This window comes from Sinorhizobium sp. Y406 (assembly GCF_058732025.1).
In genome coordinates this window covers 1,400,906-1,415,010 of sequence record NZ_CM178974.1, presented here as the reverse complement: position 1 = coordinate 1,415,010, position 14,105 = coordinate 1,400,906, and the positions used below count along the sequence as shown (strand labels likewise).

The 14,105-nt window shown below is 61.1% G+C and carries 12 protein-coding genes; 2 read left to right on the top strand and 10 right to left on the bottom strand.

What is annotated here, in order from left to right:
• Positions 1-78 precede the first annotated feature (78 nt).
• From istB to AC4P1R_RS06805, 4 genes are all read right to left on the bottom strand, one after another.
• Positions 79-822 carry an IS21-like element helper ATPase IstB gene (istB, locus tag AC4P1R_RS06820; RefSeq protein ID WP_003537795.1) on the bottom strand — a complete coding sequence of 248 codons (744 nt, stop codon included), beginning with the start codon at positions 820-822 and terminating at the stop codon, positions 79-81.
• A 14-nt stretch (positions 823-836) separates the two neighbouring features.
• Positions 837-2,345, bottom strand: a complete 1,509-nt coding sequence (istA, locus tag AC4P1R_RS06815) for an IS21 family transposase (RefSeq protein ID WP_127666423.1) — start codon at positions 2,343-2,345, stop codon at positions 837-839.
• A gap of 201 nt (positions 2,346-2,546) precedes the next feature.
• Positions 2,547-3,416, bottom strand: coding sequence for an IS3 family transposase (locus AC4P1R_RS06810; RefSeq protein ID WP_015633379.1), 870 nt, complete (start codon positions 3,414-3,416; stop codon positions 2,547-2,549).
• Positions 3,413-3,835 (bottom strand): helix-turn-helix domain-containing protein, encoded by a 423-nt coding sequence (locus AC4P1R_RS06805; RefSeq protein WP_037426177.1) that lies wholly within the window; start codon positions 3,833-3,835, stop codon positions 3,413-3,415. The genes AC4P1R_RS06810 and AC4P1R_RS06805 overlap by 4 nt, the downstream gene beginning before the upstream one ends.
• 165 nt (positions 3,836-4,000) lie before the next feature.
• Here AC4P1R_RS06805 and AC4P1R_RS06800 point away from each other — a divergent pair, with 165 nt between their 5' ends.
• Positions 4,001-4,201 (top strand): hypothetical protein, encoded by a 201-nt coding sequence (locus AC4P1R_RS06800; protein ID WP_492177516.1) that lies wholly within the window; start codon positions 4,001-4,003, stop codon positions 4,199-4,201.
• 567 nt (positions 4,202-4,768) lie between these two features.
• Here AC4P1R_RS06800 and AC4P1R_RS06795 read toward each other — a convergent pair.
• Both AC4P1R_RS06795 and AC4P1R_RS06790 read right to left on the bottom strand, forming a co-directional pair.
• Positions 4,769-5,179: a GlcG/HbpS family heme-binding protein gene (locus tag AC4P1R_RS06795; RefSeq protein WP_492177515.1), complete on the bottom strand. Its 411-nt coding sequence runs from the start codon at positions 5,177-5,179 to the stop codon at positions 4,769-4,771.
• A 71-nt stretch (positions 5,180-5,250) separates the two neighbouring features.
• A complete protein-coding gene (locus AC4P1R_RS06790; RefSeq protein ID WP_492177514.1) occupies positions 5,251-5,949 on the bottom strand; it encodes a type 1 glutamine amidotransferase domain-containing protein in 699 nt (232 codons plus the stop codon).
• Between the two features lie 164 nt (positions 5,950-6,113).
• Here AC4P1R_RS06790 and AC4P1R_RS06785 point away from each other — a divergent pair, with 164 nt between their 5' ends.
• Positions 6,114-7,025: a LysR family transcriptional regulator gene (locus AC4P1R_RS06785; RefSeq protein ID WP_492177513.1), complete on the top strand. Its 912-nt coding sequence runs from the start codon at positions 6,114-6,116 to the stop codon at positions 7,023-7,025.
• 187 nt (positions 7,026-7,212) lie between these two features.
• Here AC4P1R_RS06785 and AC4P1R_RS06780 read toward each other — a convergent pair whose 3' ends face one another.
• The 4 genes from AC4P1R_RS06780 to AC4P1R_RS06765 all read right to left on the bottom strand — a co-directional run bounded on the left by AC4P1R_RS06780 (position 7,213) and on the right by AC4P1R_RS06765 (position 14,020).
• Positions 7,213-7,488, bottom strand: a complete 276-nt coding sequence (locus tag AC4P1R_RS06780; protein ID WP_492177512.1) for a hypothetical protein — start codon at positions 7,486-7,488, stop codon at positions 7,213-7,215.
• Between the two features lie 521 nt (positions 7,489-8,009).
• On the bottom strand, positions 8,010-8,423 hold the full coding sequence (locus tag AC4P1R_RS06775; RefSeq protein ID WP_492177511.1) for a caspase family protein: 414 nt from the start codon (positions 8,421-8,423) through the stop codon (positions 8,010-8,012).
• A 306-nt stretch (positions 8,424-8,729) separates the two neighbouring features.
• Positions 8,730-12,521, bottom strand: coding sequence for a vitamin B12-dependent ribonucleotide reductase (locus tag AC4P1R_RS06770; RefSeq protein WP_492177510.1), 3,792 nt, complete (start codon positions 12,519-12,521; stop codon positions 8,730-8,732).
• 695 nt (positions 12,522-13,216) lie between these two features.
• Positions 13,217-14,020, bottom strand: coding sequence for a DUF72 domain-containing protein (locus AC4P1R_RS06765; protein WP_492177509.1), 804 nt, complete (start codon positions 14,018-14,020; stop codon positions 13,217-13,219).
• Positions 14,021-14,105: the final 85 nt, after the last annotated feature.

Below are 14,105 nucleotides of genomic sequence, written 5' to 3'. Positions count from 1 at the left end.
GACACGGTTCCGATTTGAAGCCGGACAGTCGGTGTGCCTCTGGGTCGTTGTTTTGAATGGCTCGTGATTGTCGCGCGGTCAAGCGGCGGATGGTGTTTGACGCTGCTTTCGCAAGCTCTCGCCGGAAAGTTCGATGCGGTAGGCGTTGTGCACGAGGCGGTCGAGGATCGCATCGGCGATGGTTGGATTGCCGATCATGTCGTACCAGTGATCGACGGGCACCTGACTGGTGACGATGGTCGATCGCCTTTCGTATCGGTCCTCGACGATTTCCAGGAGATCACGACGCTGCTCGTCGTTGAGCTTTTCCGGACCCCAGTCGTCCAGGATGAGCAGGTCGGTTCTGGCGAGCGCCTTGAGCACCTTGGGATATCGGCCGTCGCCGCGCGAGAGCGCAAGAGTGGCGAACAGCCTTGGAAGTCGGTGATAGGCGACGGAGAAGTCCTCGCGGCATGCCTTGTTTCCGAGCGCGCAGGCAAGCCAGCTCTTTCCGACGCCGGCGGGTCCGATCAACAGCAGGCTATGGCGCTGAGAGATCCAGTCGCAGCCGGCGAGCTTCATGAAGAGATTGCGGTCCAGGCCGCGGGCGGCGCGGAAGTCAGCGTTCTCGATCTGGGCGTCATGGCGCAGCTTTGCGGCGCGGGCTCTCGCCTCGAAGCGCTTCTGGCGGCGTGTGGTCGCTTCGCGTTCGAGCAGCAGTGCAAGCCATTCGCCATGCTCGAGGTGTCTCGCTTCCGTTTGCGTCTCGAGTTCCTGATAGGCACTGGCCATGCCTGTCAGGCCGAGTTCGCGCAGCATGTCGATGGTCGGATTGGTCAGCATCGATTGGTGTCTCCTCAATGAAAGTAGCCGGGGCCACGCAGATTGGCGTGTTCCATGACGGCGGCGGGTTCGGTGGGTCTGGTGGCCTTGTGGGTGGCGATGAGCGAGGCAATCGTCTTGCAGGTCAGGCCGCCGATCTCGACGGCCCGTGCCGAAACGGCCTCGGCGCGCTCGCGGCCGAGGTCGCGATAGAGGCGCAGGATGCCGAGGCAGGTTCTGAAGCCCTGCTCGGGATGTGGCCGGCTGGCGAGAATGGCGACGATCAACCCTTCGGTCTGCGGACCGATGGACGCGCCCCAGCGCCGGAATCGCTCCGGCGTCCATTCGGCGTATCGGCGGTGGGAGCTCGGCATGTGCGCAGGGTCTGTTCCATAGCGCGGCCCGCCATAGCGGCGCTGATGGACCGCGACGCGTTTGCCGCGGTGGAAGATCTCGATCATCCGCGCGGTCGCCCGGATATCGACCTGCTGGCGAATGAGCGCGTGCGGGACGGAATAGAAGAAGGTCTTGAACTCGGCATGGTAGTCCGTCGAGACCCGCGCAAAGCGCCATTCAGCGAACTCGTACTCCTCGGCGGGCAAGCTTGCGAGCGCCGCGCGTTCGACCGTCTCGAAGAGATGCCGGCGGCTGACACCCAACCGGCGCATGACATGATTGTTGATGCGCTCCAGCACCTCGGTGATCGCGGCATTGGCCTCGGCGAGCGAGAAGAAAGTCTGCTTGCGCAAGCGACCGAGAATGCAGCTCTGGGCGAAGCGCACACCGTTCTCGACCTTGGCCTTGTCCTTCGGACGCCGCGGCCGCGCCGGCAGAACGCCGACACCATAGTGAGACGCCATCATGCCGTAACTGCGGTTGATCTCGGGATCGTAAAAGCTGGCGCGGCTGACGCCGGACTTCAGATTGTCGGGCACGACCAGGCGGGGCACACCGCCGAAAAAGGCGAACATGCGCACGTGTGAGCCGACCCAGTCCGGCAAGGTCTGGGTCCAGGTGGCCTCGGCGAAGGTGTAGCTCGACGCGCCGAGCACACCAAGGAACAACTCCGCCTCGCGGATCTCGCCAGTCTTGCGATCGACGATCGGCACCCGCTTGCCGGAATAGTCGACGAAGACCTTGTCGCCGGCCGCATGCTCCTGGCGCATTGTCGGCGAAAGGCGCTGCTCGAAACCACGGAACAGCTCGCAGAAACGGCTGTAGCCGTAGCCGTCGGGGTGTGCGCCGCGATATTCCTCCCAGAGGATCAACAGCGTCACGCCGGGCTTCTTCAGCTCGATGGCAAGCTCCGCCCAGTTTGGTTCGTGGCGTCGCCGTTGGCCCTGTTTGACGCCGGCGCGGATGAAAAGACGATGCTCCAGAGCATCGTCTGTCAGTTCTCCCGGCAAAGGCCAGCTCAACCCGGCGGCCTTGGCCCGATCGAGATTATCTTGAACCGTACTTCGGGCAATCCCGAGCACCACCGCAATCTCGCGTACGCTTGTCCCGCCAGCAGAGAGCCGCAGCATCTGTCGTATGTGTCGCATGGTCAGCCTTCTCTTTGACGGCATGAAATTCCCCTCGTGGATACAGAGGAGCTTCATGCCAAGGTTGCTGACCCAAAGGCATCGTCAGGACGGAAAAACCGTCCGGTAATTGATCGGAATGCTGTCCGGCTTCAGATCGGAACGCTGGAGTGCACCCCCAGACTGAGACAAGGAAAATCGCGGACAGTTTCCCGTGTTCAGCTATGCCGCCTTTTCCATCCGTCGTCCACCTGAATGCTTCTGTTCGTATTCCTCCGGCGTGAGATAGTCGAGCGCCGAGTGCAGGCGCTGCGTGTTGTAAACGGTATCGATGAAAGCGCCGATGCGCCGGCGAGCATCGTCTGCATCCCTATAGGCGAGACCTTGCACCTCTTCCTGCTTCAGGGTCTTCATGAAGCTCTCCGCTTTCGCGTTGTCATAAGGATTTCCGACACGGCTCATGCTCGCCTGGATGCCGTGAAGATGCAGAAGTTCGGAGTAGGCTCCGCACGCGTATTGAACGCCGCGATCGGAATGATGCACGAGGCTCCCGGCCACGGGCTGGCGATCGGTGATAGCCATCTCGAGAGCTTCGATCGCAAGGCTTGCTCGGAGATGCGTATCCAATGCCCATCCGACCACCCGGCGGCTAAACGCGTCAAGCACAACGGCAAGGAATGCAAACTCCTCAGCGAGATGAAGGAAGGTGATATCGGCAACCCATAGCTGGTTGACCCCATTGAGGATCATGCCCCTGGCGAGGTTCGGCACGACTTGCCAACCATGCCTCGAGTTGGTCGTTGTAGGAACAAAGGGTCTTGCGCGCAGGCACAACAGATTGTCTTCACGCATGATGCGTAGAATGCACTTGTGGTTGACTTGCCACCCCTCCCGACGCAACAGGGCTCCGATCCGGCGGTAACCGTAGTGCGCGTTGCCGAGAGCCATCTTTTGAATGAGGTCTCGCAAACCTGTTTCGGCCCGACGAGGGGCCGAATCCAGCCAGTGACGGTAATAACTCGCGCGGCTGACGCCCGCGAGCCAGCACATTCGGTCGATGTTGAATTCGCCTTGCGACAGGCCGGTTGTCATCTTTTCGATGACTTTGAAGATCCCGTTTCGCCAGGAGCGCTGCTCCGACGCTGATCTTCCTCGAAGTGCCGCAAGGCTTCGCGAAAAAAATCGAGATCGAGCTGCTGTTGCCCGACTTTCTGCTCCAATTCCCTGATCCGGCGCCTGGCCTTGGTCAGTGCCTTTTCCTGAGGCGCTGGCTGTTCGACGGCGCTCTGCAGCTGCAAGTCCCCGTCAACTCCTGCTGTCGATCTGGCCGGCCGCCCGCGCCGACGTGACTTCAGATTACCATGAAGCCTCAGCTGATCACGCCACTCGTAAAGACGTTGGCGACTGATGCCAACCTCATCTGCCAACTTGCTGACGGTTTCACCCGCCTCCATGCGCTGGAGAAGCTCCAGTTTTTGGTCCTCATCAATAACTCTTTGCCGTCCGGCCATGCCCCAGTTTCCTCTCCTTGCGGGGAAACTGTCCGCGATTTTCCTTGTCTCAGTCTGGGGGTGCACTCCAACGCTGTCCGGACTTTGATCGGAATCCCGTCCGGTTAATCCCTGGAATCCGCACTTTTGGGTAGAATTTCAGAAATCCAAGTAGATGAGGTCGACGTGAGTTTCCGTATCGGACGAGCCAACCGGGATCATTTTGCGGCATTACGCACGATAGAACTAGCTTCATTTGAAACGCTGCGTGCAGCCGACGCTGTTAGTGGTGAAGCGGCGGCCAGTAGCGACGGCGAGCTGCAGCAATATCTCAATGCCGGCTTCCTGTTCGCTGCATTCGATGAGCAGGCCATCCCCGTCGGTTAAAGGAGCCTCCGACGCCAAAGGCGATCAAGGGAATGAAAAGATACGGCGTCGTCTGCGGCATGAGAGCAATCGCCAAGATACCGAAGAGAGACGTAGACGCGAACAGGGCAATCAGGCGCCGCCGATCGTTGTTCCGACTGATGAAACCGGCAAGGGGGTTTGCGATCATGAATGCAGCGGTGAAACTGGCGAGGAGCAACGCCGCATCCGCGGCGCTCGTGCCGCGCTCGATATGCATGGGCGCAATCCAGGCGATGCCTGTGCGTTCGAAATCGCAAACTCGTCCTGGATAGACGGAAGAAGAGGACCGACCGACACAATAGCCGGTCGCAGGTCGATAGCGACCACCACCACACAGGTGATGGCGACCGCCATGGTCAATTCAGAGGACTTGCGGTCCTCTTCCTTATCGCAATCAGCTCCTCCATTCATTGGCTTTCTCCCTATATTGACGACCCACTCGCAGGGCGCACGAAGCCCTGATTGGATGTCCAGTCCTCGAAGCGCAGCGAGTGGTTGGTTTGATGACTGAGCGCGGGTTCGGCGACAGATGCTCGCCGGCACTTATTAGGAGGCTGCGGATCCAGCCTCGGCGATGGCGATGTCTTCAGCGACAGTCCCGCCGCTCACGCCAATTGCGCCAATCGGCCGCCCTTTAAACCGGATGGGAATGCCGCCTCCAAAAACCACGACCGTTCCACCATGCGAATGCTGGATGCCGTAGAGTTCGGCGCCAGGCTGGGCCAGTGCACCGAGCGCGTCTGTCCGGTTGTTGAGGATCTGAGCGGTATAGGCCTTGTCGATGGCAAGCTCCGCTGACCCTGCCATCGCCCCGTCCTGGCGAACAAAGGACATGAGATGCCCAGACGAATCGACGACGGCAATTGAGCAGAGAACATCCAGCGCGCGGGCGGCGATGGACCTCTCGATCATCTGCCGGGCGTCCGTCAGCGATATCGTTGAAATAGGGGCGGACATGGCAAACTCCGGTTTCTGAAGCGATTTGCCGCCGACACTAGCCGTCGGCAGATCACGATGTTTAAGCCCGCTCAGGCGGTCCTGGTCTTCACCTGGCCCAGAGCGGCAACAAGCGCCTCCGCTGCCTCACTCGATGACGCCGGGTTCTGACCAGTGATGAGCTGGCCATCGACGACCGTGTGCACGCCCCAGTCCTTGACCTTGGAGAAGACCGCGCCGAGGCCGACGAGCTCGTCCTCGACCAAAAAAGGCACGACCTTCGTCAGACCTACAGCCTCTTCCTCGCTGTTGGTAAAGCCGGTGACGTAGCGTCCTTGAACAAACGGGGTGCCGTCGGCATTGGTCACGTGACGCAGGACGCCCGGCGCATGGCAGACGAGGGCGATCGGCTTGCCGGCCGCGATGAAGGTTTCGATCAGCTTGATTGAATTCGGATCTTCGGCCAGATCCCACAGCGGGCCGTGGCCGCCGGGGTAGAAGACCGTATCGAAGTCCTTCTCATCGACGCTGTCGAGGCGCACAGTTTCTGCGAGCTGCGCCTTGGCAACCTCGTCTGCATTGAAGCGCCGCGTAAGGTCGGTCTGGAACATCGGCTCGTCGCTCTTCGGGTCGAGAGGCGGCTGGCCGCCGTTCGGCGAGGCGAGGGTGATCTCGGCGTCGGCGTCCTTGAAGACGTAATACGGTGCTGCCAGCTCTTCGAGCCATAATCCGGTCTTCTTGCCGGTGTTACCGAGAGTGTCGCGGGAGGTGAGTACCATCAGGACTTTCATTGTCGGATCCTTTCCTCAGGTGATGCCGCGCGGCGAGCCGCCGTAGCGGTTGGACTTGGAGCTCGATCAGCCACATGGGCTTGTCGAGCTGATAATGGCACCTGCCCACATATTTCAGAAATTTACTTCTTTGAATTTAGATATTCATATGAGATTACATCTCGATGAGATACGACCTGAACCTGCTCCCGGTTTTCCTGGCCCTGATGGAGGAGCGGAGCGTGACACGGGCAGCAGCGCGACTGGGAATCACCCAGCCGGCCCTGTCCAATTCGCTGAACCGCCTTCGCGACACCCTGCGGGACCCGCTGTTCATCCGGGAAAGGTACGGCATAAAGCCGACGCAACTGGCCGAGGAGATCGCTCCGACAATCGAGGCAGCACTGGCGCAACTGGACGATCTTATCTTGAACCAGCAGGAGTTTCAGCCGGCAAACGCCGAACGACTGTTCACGCTCGCCCCGAACAGCTACGTGGAGCTTGTGTTGATGCCGGCCCTCGTCGCGAGGACGCGTGAGCTGGCGCCGGGTATCAAGCTCCGCATGACAGCATTCGGCAACGATCTCGCCGACACCGGCGTCATTTCCGGTACCACGGCCATGGTGCTTGGCCGGATCGTCGATCCGCCGGACAACCTCGTCGTCCAGCATCTCATGGACGATGGCCTCGCCTGTGTTGTGCGCAACGACCATCCCGACGTTCAAGACCGTATTTCCCGAGAACAGTATGAGCGGCTCAAGCACGTGAACGTGCTCCCGCCGGGTCGGCTACGCGCCGGCCTCTTTCAGGCATTGGAGCAACAGAACCTCAAGCGGGAGGTTGCCGTTTCTGTGACGCACTTTCTTGCCGTGCCCGAGATGCTTGCGGTCACCGATTACTGCGCAACGCTGCCGCGTCTCATCTGTCGAAGTCTCGAGCGGGATCCGCGGCTGAAGGTGCTGCCGGCGCCGGTCGACCTCGGCACGTTTCCAGTGCAGATGGCCTGGCACGTTCGCTACCGCCACGACCCGGCCCACCGGTGGTTGCGTTCAATGATCGGCGAGCTGGCGAAAGCAATGACTTCGGAAGAGACTTGAGATCGCTTCCCGTATTCGTGTTCAATGTCCGCAAAAGGGGCCAGCACCGGAAATCCCGAGCGGTATCGACGAGCAGCAGCAATGGGCTCAATTGAGCCATTCAGCGCGTCGGTCGCTGGCAGGAGCGAAACCGGAGATAGGCCTTCAGCACGGAAGGGCCATGACCGCTGTCGAATCTGCGCAGAATTCAATTTGGCCAGAGCGCATAGACGTCGCGTTCGACAAATCCACCGAAAATCGAAAATGCCATGATGATGAGAATGATGACCCAGGACCGGCGACTTTGCCTCTTCTTCATTCTCTCCACCACCGCATCAGGATCAGCGACAGCAAGCTCTCCCGCGAGAACGTTCCGACGTGAATTGAGCTCGTCCGCGAGCTCTCGTGCGCGCTCGATGTCTTTCCCGATGAAGGGGGACACCGCAATCGTCTTGGTCGCACTGAACACGCCTGGTATCAGCATTATAAATCCCGTGAATCAAGCCGTGCTCGTTGGCATCGGGTCCAGAAAACTTTGGAGTAGCTCCCTCAACGCAAATACTGTAGCCGTCCGCATGCGGCACCCCGCCCTTATAGAGGGTTCCGCTAGGTGTGCGAAACGCCCTGTCTGGGACAACGTGATGGGGGGTCGTATAGGGCAGCGCATCTGCGCAACCTTCTCGGTACTTCCGTAGCCGGCAGTTGCGTCGACGCCGGCGGCGCCCTTTTACCGAAACATTGCCGTCAGTCCGCGTGTTCGGTACCGGCACTGCATGCGTCTCCTCCTCGACCCGCTGGCGTTCCGCTTCGATCTGCTCGCGCGCCCAGCGCCGCACCTCCTGCGGATCCGACCCGTTGTCGATCGCCTCCTGCGCTTCGCGGATGATCTCTCGCTCGGCATCTGTGAAGACAGGGAAGCGCTTCCAAAAGATAGTATGTGAGGAGCCCGTGGCCGTGGCTCGAAAATTCCCATGCCTCTTCCCTGCACCCCCGATGCAGTAAATATCAGACGGCCATCGCCAGCCGAAGATGGACTTCCGTCGAGGCGACGCTGCGCGGAATGGCTGGCACCTGCAGAACCTTCGCGCCGAGGCCGCCCGAGAAGCAGCAGTCCAGAAACAGGATGACGCGTCGCGCCGGGATGCGGGAGAACCATGCCTGAAGACGGTCGAGCGGAATGGAAGTGGCTGCTATGTCGTCATAGCCGGTATCGTGGAGGATCACCTCATGCGTCTCCGAACCATGGCCGGAGAAGGCGATGACGAGGGTGTCGTCCGGATCGCAATGGGAGAGCGTTTCGAGCTCGGCCTCAATCTTCGCGAGCGAAGCATCCTGATCAGTAAGGAGAACCGTGTGGCCGCCGAGGGTGTCTGCAAACGTCGCTTCCAGTGCCGTGGCGTCGCGAGCCGCGCAGGACAAGTCGCGGATCTCCGGCGACTGATTCCTGTCGATGCCAACAAACAAACCCCTGAAAGCCACCGTATTCACCCTTTGTTCTTAAGGGGTTTCCGGACACCAGAGGCGTCCGGAAAGTTCATCTCTTCGACAGAACCAGCCTTTGTGACAAAGTTTACGTCAAAATGGCAAAGTTCGTGTCATCCTACACCCGGATGTCTGTCGATACGCAGTTGGCCAGTTTTGACTTCCGCAACGGCCAGTAGTAGCGGCTTTTGGCCAGTACTTGGATCAATTCCTCGACGGGACACACACAAACGCCGCCCAACCTTACGAGCACCCGCTCGTGGCACCGCAGGTGTCGCACTTCTCGCACGTACCATTCCTGACCATGGTGAAGTTCTGGCACTCGGTGCACATGTTGCCGGTGTATCCCTGCATGATCGAGCGGGCGCGGCGTTCGGCTTCGACCTTCTTCGCCTCCGACTTGGCGGCAGCGGCTTCGGCGGCGGCCTTGTCGGAGAAGAGGGCGGTTACGTCCGGTTCCGCTTCGCCGGCGACCTCTTCGGCGAGTTCGGCGGCGCGTTCCTCATAGTCGCGCTTGAAGGCCACGACTTCGGAGGTGGCGGCGGCCGTCGTCGGCTCCAGTTTGCGGGCGGCGCTGCCCGCAAAGGAGGTGACGGTCGCCCCGCCGGAGGCGCGGGCAGGGGCCGCGGTCGAGGCGCCCTTCGGCTCGGAGCGCTCGCCCGAGCCGCCGACGAGGGTCGGCTTGTAGCCGCGGGTCCAGCCGGTCGAGACGAGATTGGTCTTGCCTTCCTGGATGCCGCGGCCGAGCGCCGTGTTGCTGAAGTCCGACGTATCGACATGGGCGAGGTCGTGGCGGCCGAGATAGGAGACGGCAAGTTCGCGGAACACATAGTCGAGGATCGACGTCGCGTTCTTGATCGCGTCATTGCCCTGCACCATGCCGGCCGGCTCGAATTTGGTGAAGGTGAAGGCCTCCACATATTCTTCGAGCGGCACGCCATATTGCAGGCCGAGCGAGATGGCGATGGCGAAGTTGTTCATCATCGCACGGAAGGCAGCACCTTCCTTGTGCATGTCGATGAAGATCTCGCCGAGACGGCCGTCGCCGAATTCGCCGGTGCGCAGATACACCTTGTGGCCGCCGACGATCGCCTTCTGGGTATAACCCTGGCGGCGGTTCGGCAGTTTTTCGCGGGCGCGCACCACTTTCTCGATGACGCGCTCGACGATCTTCTCGGTGACGGCGACGGCCTGGGCTGCGGCCGGCGCCTGCATCAGCTCCTCGATCGCCTCTTCGTCCTCCTCGTCCTCGATCAGCGAGGCGTTGAGCGGCTGCGACAGCTTGGAGCCATCGCGGTAAAGCGCATTCGCCTTCAGCGCCAGCTTCCAGGAGAGCATGTAGGCGTTCTTGCAATCCTCGACGGTCGCCTCGTTCGGCATGTTGATCGTCTTGGAAATCGCGCCCGAGATGAAGGGCTGGGCGGCCGCCATCATGCGGATGTGGCTTTCGACCGAAAGATAGCGCTTACCGATCTTGCCGCAGGGATTGGCGCAATCGAAGACCGGCAGGTGCTCGGCCTTCAGGAAAGGCGCACCTTCGAGCGTCATGGCGCCGCAGACATGGATATTGGCGGCCTCGATGTCCTTCCGCGAGAAGCCGATATGCTCCAGAAGGTTGAAGTCCAGCGAGGCGAGCTGCTCGTCCGTAACCTTCAGCGTCGCTTTCAGGAAGTCGGCGCCGAGCGTCCACTGGTTGAAGACGAACTTGATGTCGAAGGCGGATTTCAACGCAGCGTTGACCGCCTCGATCTTCTCGTCGGTGAAGCCCCTGGCCTTCAGCGTCGTCGGATTGATCGCCGGCGCCTGGTTAAGGTTGCCGTGGCCGACGGCGTAGGCCTCGATCTCGGCGATCTGGCTTTCGGAATAGCCGAGCGTGCGCAGCGCTTCCGGCACGGCGCGGTTGATGATCTTGAAATAGCCGCCGCCGGCGAGCTTCTTGAACTTGACCAGCGCGAAATCGGGCTCGATGCCGGTGGTGTCGCAGTCCATCACCAGGCCGATCGTGCCGGTCGGCGCGATCACCGTCGCCTGGGCATTGCGGTAGCCGTGCTTTTCGCCGAGCTCGACGGCCTTGTCCCAGGCGCTTTTGGCATGCGCGATCAGGTCCTGGTCCGGGCAATCGGCATGAACGAGCGCGACCGGATCGACCGACAGGCCCTCATAGCCCGAGGTCTCGCCATGGGCAGCGCGGCGATGATTGCGCATCACGCGCAGCATGTTGTCGCGGTTCGGCGCAAAGCTCGGGAAGGGGCCGAGCTTGGCCGAGATCTCGGCCGAAGTGGCATAGGCGATGCCGGTCATGATCGCCGTCAGCGCGCCGGCAATGGCGCGGCCCTCCGGCGAATCATAGGGAATGCCGGAGGACATCAGCAGGCCGCCAATATTCGCGTAGCCGAGGCCGAGCGTGCGGTATTCATAGGAGAGCTCGGCGATTTCGCGGGACGGGAACTGCGCCATCATCACCGAGACTTCGAGCACGATTGTCCAGAGGCGAACGGCGTGTTCGTAATCGGCGATGTTGATCCGCTTCGTTGCCGCATCCTTGAACTGCATCAGGTTGAGCGAGGCGAGGTTGCAGGCGGTGTCGTCGAGGAACATGTATTCCGAGCACGGGTTCGACGCGCGGATCGGGCCGGCGGCCGGGCAGGTGTGCCAGTCGTTCATCGTCGTATTGAAATGCAGGCCCGGATCGGCGGAAGCCCAGGCGGCATAGGAGATCGACTCCCAGAGGTCGCGCGCCTTCAGGGTCTTCATCACGCGGCCGTCCTTGCGGGCGGTCAGGTGCCAATCGCCGTCGGCCTCGACGGCGCGCAGGAAGTCGTCCTTGATGGAGACGGAATTGTTGGAGTTCTGGCCGGAGACCGTCAGGTAGGCTTCCGAATCCCAGTCCGTGTCATAGGTCTTGAACTGAATGTCCTTGTAGCCCTGACGTGCGAACTGGATGACGCGCTTGACGTAGTTTTCCGGAACCGCGGCCTGCTTGGCGGCGCGGATCTCGCGTTTCAGCACCGGGTTCTGCTTCGGGTCGAAGCAGGCGTCGTCGCTGCCGTCGCAGTTGACGCAGGCCTTCATGATCGCCTTCAGGTGCCTGGCGACGATCTTGGAGCCGGTGACGAGGGCGGCAACCTTCTGTTCTTCCTTGACCTTCCAGTTGATATAGTCCTCGATATCCGGATGGTCGATGTCGACGACGACCATCTTGGCGGCGCGGCGCGTCGTGCCTCCCGACTTGATGGCGCCGGCGGCGCGGTCGCCGATCTTCAGGAAGCTCATGAGGCCGGAGGATTTGCCGCCGCCCGACAGCCTCTCGCCCTCGGCGCGAAGGTGGGAGAAGTTCGAGCCGGTCCCGGAGCCGTATTTGAAGAGGCGCGCTTCCCGCACCCACAGATCCATGATGCCGCCCTCGTTGACGAGGTCGTCGGCGACCGACTGGATGAAGCAGGCATGCGGCTGGGGATGCTCGTAGGCGGATTTCGACTTCGTCAGCTTGCCGGTGAAGGGATCGACATAGAAGTGGCCCTGTCCGGGGCCGTCGATGCCATAGGCCCAGTGCAGGCCGGTGTTGAACCATTGCGGCGAGTTGGGCGCGACGCGCTGGGTGGCGAGCATATAGGCGAGTTCATCGCGGAAGGCGGCCGCGTCTTCGTCCGTGTCGAAATAGCCGCCCTTCCAGCCCCAATAGGTCCAGGTGCCGGCCAGGCGATCGAAAACCTGGCGTGCATCCGTTTCGGAGCCGTATTGCTCATCCTTCGGGAGCGCTTTCAGCGCGTCCGTGTCCGGAACCGAGCGCCACAGGAACGAGGGCACATCGTTTTCCTCGACGCGCTTCAGCTTCGCCGGAACGCCGGCCTTGCGGAAATATTTCTGCGCAAGGATATCGGCGGCGACCTGGGAGAACTGCGCCGGCACGTCGATGTTCTCCAGACGGAAAACGATCGAGCCGTCCGGGTTCTTGATCTCGCTCGTCGCCTTGCGGAATTCGATCTCGGCATAGGCGGATTGCCCTGCTTTGGTGAACCGACGTTCGATCTTCATTGTCCCGTGTCCTTATTGCCTTCGCGCCGATTGAGCGCAGTTGACCCCGCCCGGCCGCAAGCGTTCTGCAGCCAGCTCCAGCTTTCGTCCGTTTTGAGAAACCCAAGCTCTGGGTGACCCTGTATCTTGTGATTATCCTGGCTGCAAACGCTAAATATAGTATTAACAGCTTGTTTACGCCAGTCCGAAATCGCGCCGGCAGCACCCGAAACCGCGCAAAGCTCCGCCGTTGCCGCCACACCGAAACTGCCCGTTTGGCCGCTGGTCAGAACCGACGATTTGGAGGGATGAACCGGCCGCTTGACTATCCGGTCCGCCGCCGTCGCAACGTGAAATCCATTAACCGTGAATCGGCTTTGGGCGTCAAGGGGTGGTTTATGACGGAAGTTTGACCCCTATATCTTGTGTGGATGGGTTGTGGAAAACGGGGACATCAATCAAGTCTTTGAAAATCAGGCACTTCCGCCGGTTGTCTGCGCCGGCGGCGAAGCTGCAACCGTGAAACCGAATTTTTTAGGGGTAAAAATAAGGGGTAGGGAGACATCGCAGCGCCACTCGTGATTGCGTGCCGCGCCGCGATGTGATGCGTCCGGCGTGCCGATTCGCGACCGCGGCATGAGGCGTCACAGAGTCAGGGCCAGCCACATCTCGGAAGCGTCCAGCCCGGCCCGTGGAGACAGGCCGCTGGGCCGGCCTCAATCAACGCGTTTCTGCAACTCCCGCGCACCATTCGGCGCATTGACCTTGCCCGAGCTGATGAAGAAGGCAAAGACGTCGCGCGGGCGGCTTTCCGCCTTTCGCTCCGGCGCGCTCTTTTCGAGGCCCTCCGGCTCGCGGCCCGTGGCAAAGGTCTTGAGCCGCTCGGCCCAAAGATCGAGGGCCTGCGGCGGATAGCAGGTTTCCACCTCGTCGCTGCCCTTCTGCAGCCGGGCATAGACGAAATCGGCGGTGACATCGGCGATCATCGGATAATCCGCATGCTCGGCGAGCACCGCCGCCACCTTGTAGTTGTCGAGCATTTGCACGAAGTCGGGGGTCTGGAAGGAGGGGTGGCGGACCTCGACCACGTGACGGAGCTTCAGTCCATCCTGCTTCTCCGGCAGCAGCTTCAGAAATCCCTCGAAATCGTCGGGCTCGAATTTCTTGGTGGCGGCGAACTGCCAGAGAATCGGACCGAGGCGATCGCCCAGTTCCGTCAGGCCCTGGGTCAGGAATCGCTGCATCGATTCGCCGGCCTCGGAGAGGACCTTGCGGTTCGTCACGAATCGGCTCGCCTTCAGCGAGAAGATGAAACCGTCCGGCACCTCCGATGCCCATTTGGCAAAGGTCGCCGGCTTCTGTGAGCTGTAATAGGTGCCGTTAACCTCGATCGTGCGGAGTTGCTTGCCGGCATATTCCAGCTGCCGCTTCTTCGGGAGATCGGAAGGGTAAAAGCTGCTTTCCCACGGCTCGAAGGTCCAGCCGCCAATGCCGACGCGGATCGTTCCGGTTTCTGCCATCATCTCCTCCTCAGCCCGCGGCGCGGGGGCAATCATTTAAGGACCTGCTGCATGTGTCCTTGAATCGATTTCGATTGAAAAACAA

Coding starts and splice junctions, on each gene's coding strand:
- istB (WP_003537795.1), bottom strand. CDS start 822: ATGCTGACCAATCCGACCATCGACATGCTGCGCGAACTCGGCCTGACA.
- istA (WP_127666423.1), bottom strand. CDS start 2,345: ATGCGACACATACGACAGATGCTGCGGCTCTCTGCTGGCGGGACAAGC.
- AC4P1R_RS06810 (WP_015633379.1), bottom strand. CDS start 3,416: ATGACAACCGGCCTGTCGCAAGGCGAATTCAACATCGACCGAATGTGC.
- AC4P1R_RS06805 (WP_037426177.1), bottom strand. CDS start 3,835: ATGGCCGGACGGCAAAGAGTTATTGATGAGGACCAAAAACTGGAGCTT.
- AC4P1R_RS06795 (WP_492177515.1), bottom strand. CDS start 5,179: ATGTCCGCCCCTATTTCAACGATATCGCTGACGGACGCCCGGCAGATG.
- AC4P1R_RS06790 (WP_492177514.1), bottom strand. CDS start 5,949: ATGAAAGTCCTGATGGTACTCACCTCCCGCGACACTCTCGGTAACACC.
- AC4P1R_RS06785 (WP_492177513.1), top strand. CDS start 6,114: ATGAGATACGACCTGAACCTGCTCCCGGTTTTCCTGGCCCTGATGGAG.
- AC4P1R_RS06780 (WP_492177512.1), bottom strand. CDS start 7,488: ATGCTGATACCAGGCGTGTTCAGTGCGACCAAGACGATTGCGGTGTCC.
- AC4P1R_RS06770 (WP_492177510.1), bottom strand. CDS start 12,521: ATGAAGATCGAACGTCGGTTCACCAAAGCAGGGCAATCCGCCTATGCC.
- AC4P1R_RS06765 (WP_492177509.1), bottom strand. CDS start 14,020: ATGGCAGAAACCGGAACGATCCGCGTCGGCATTGGCGGCTGGACCTTC.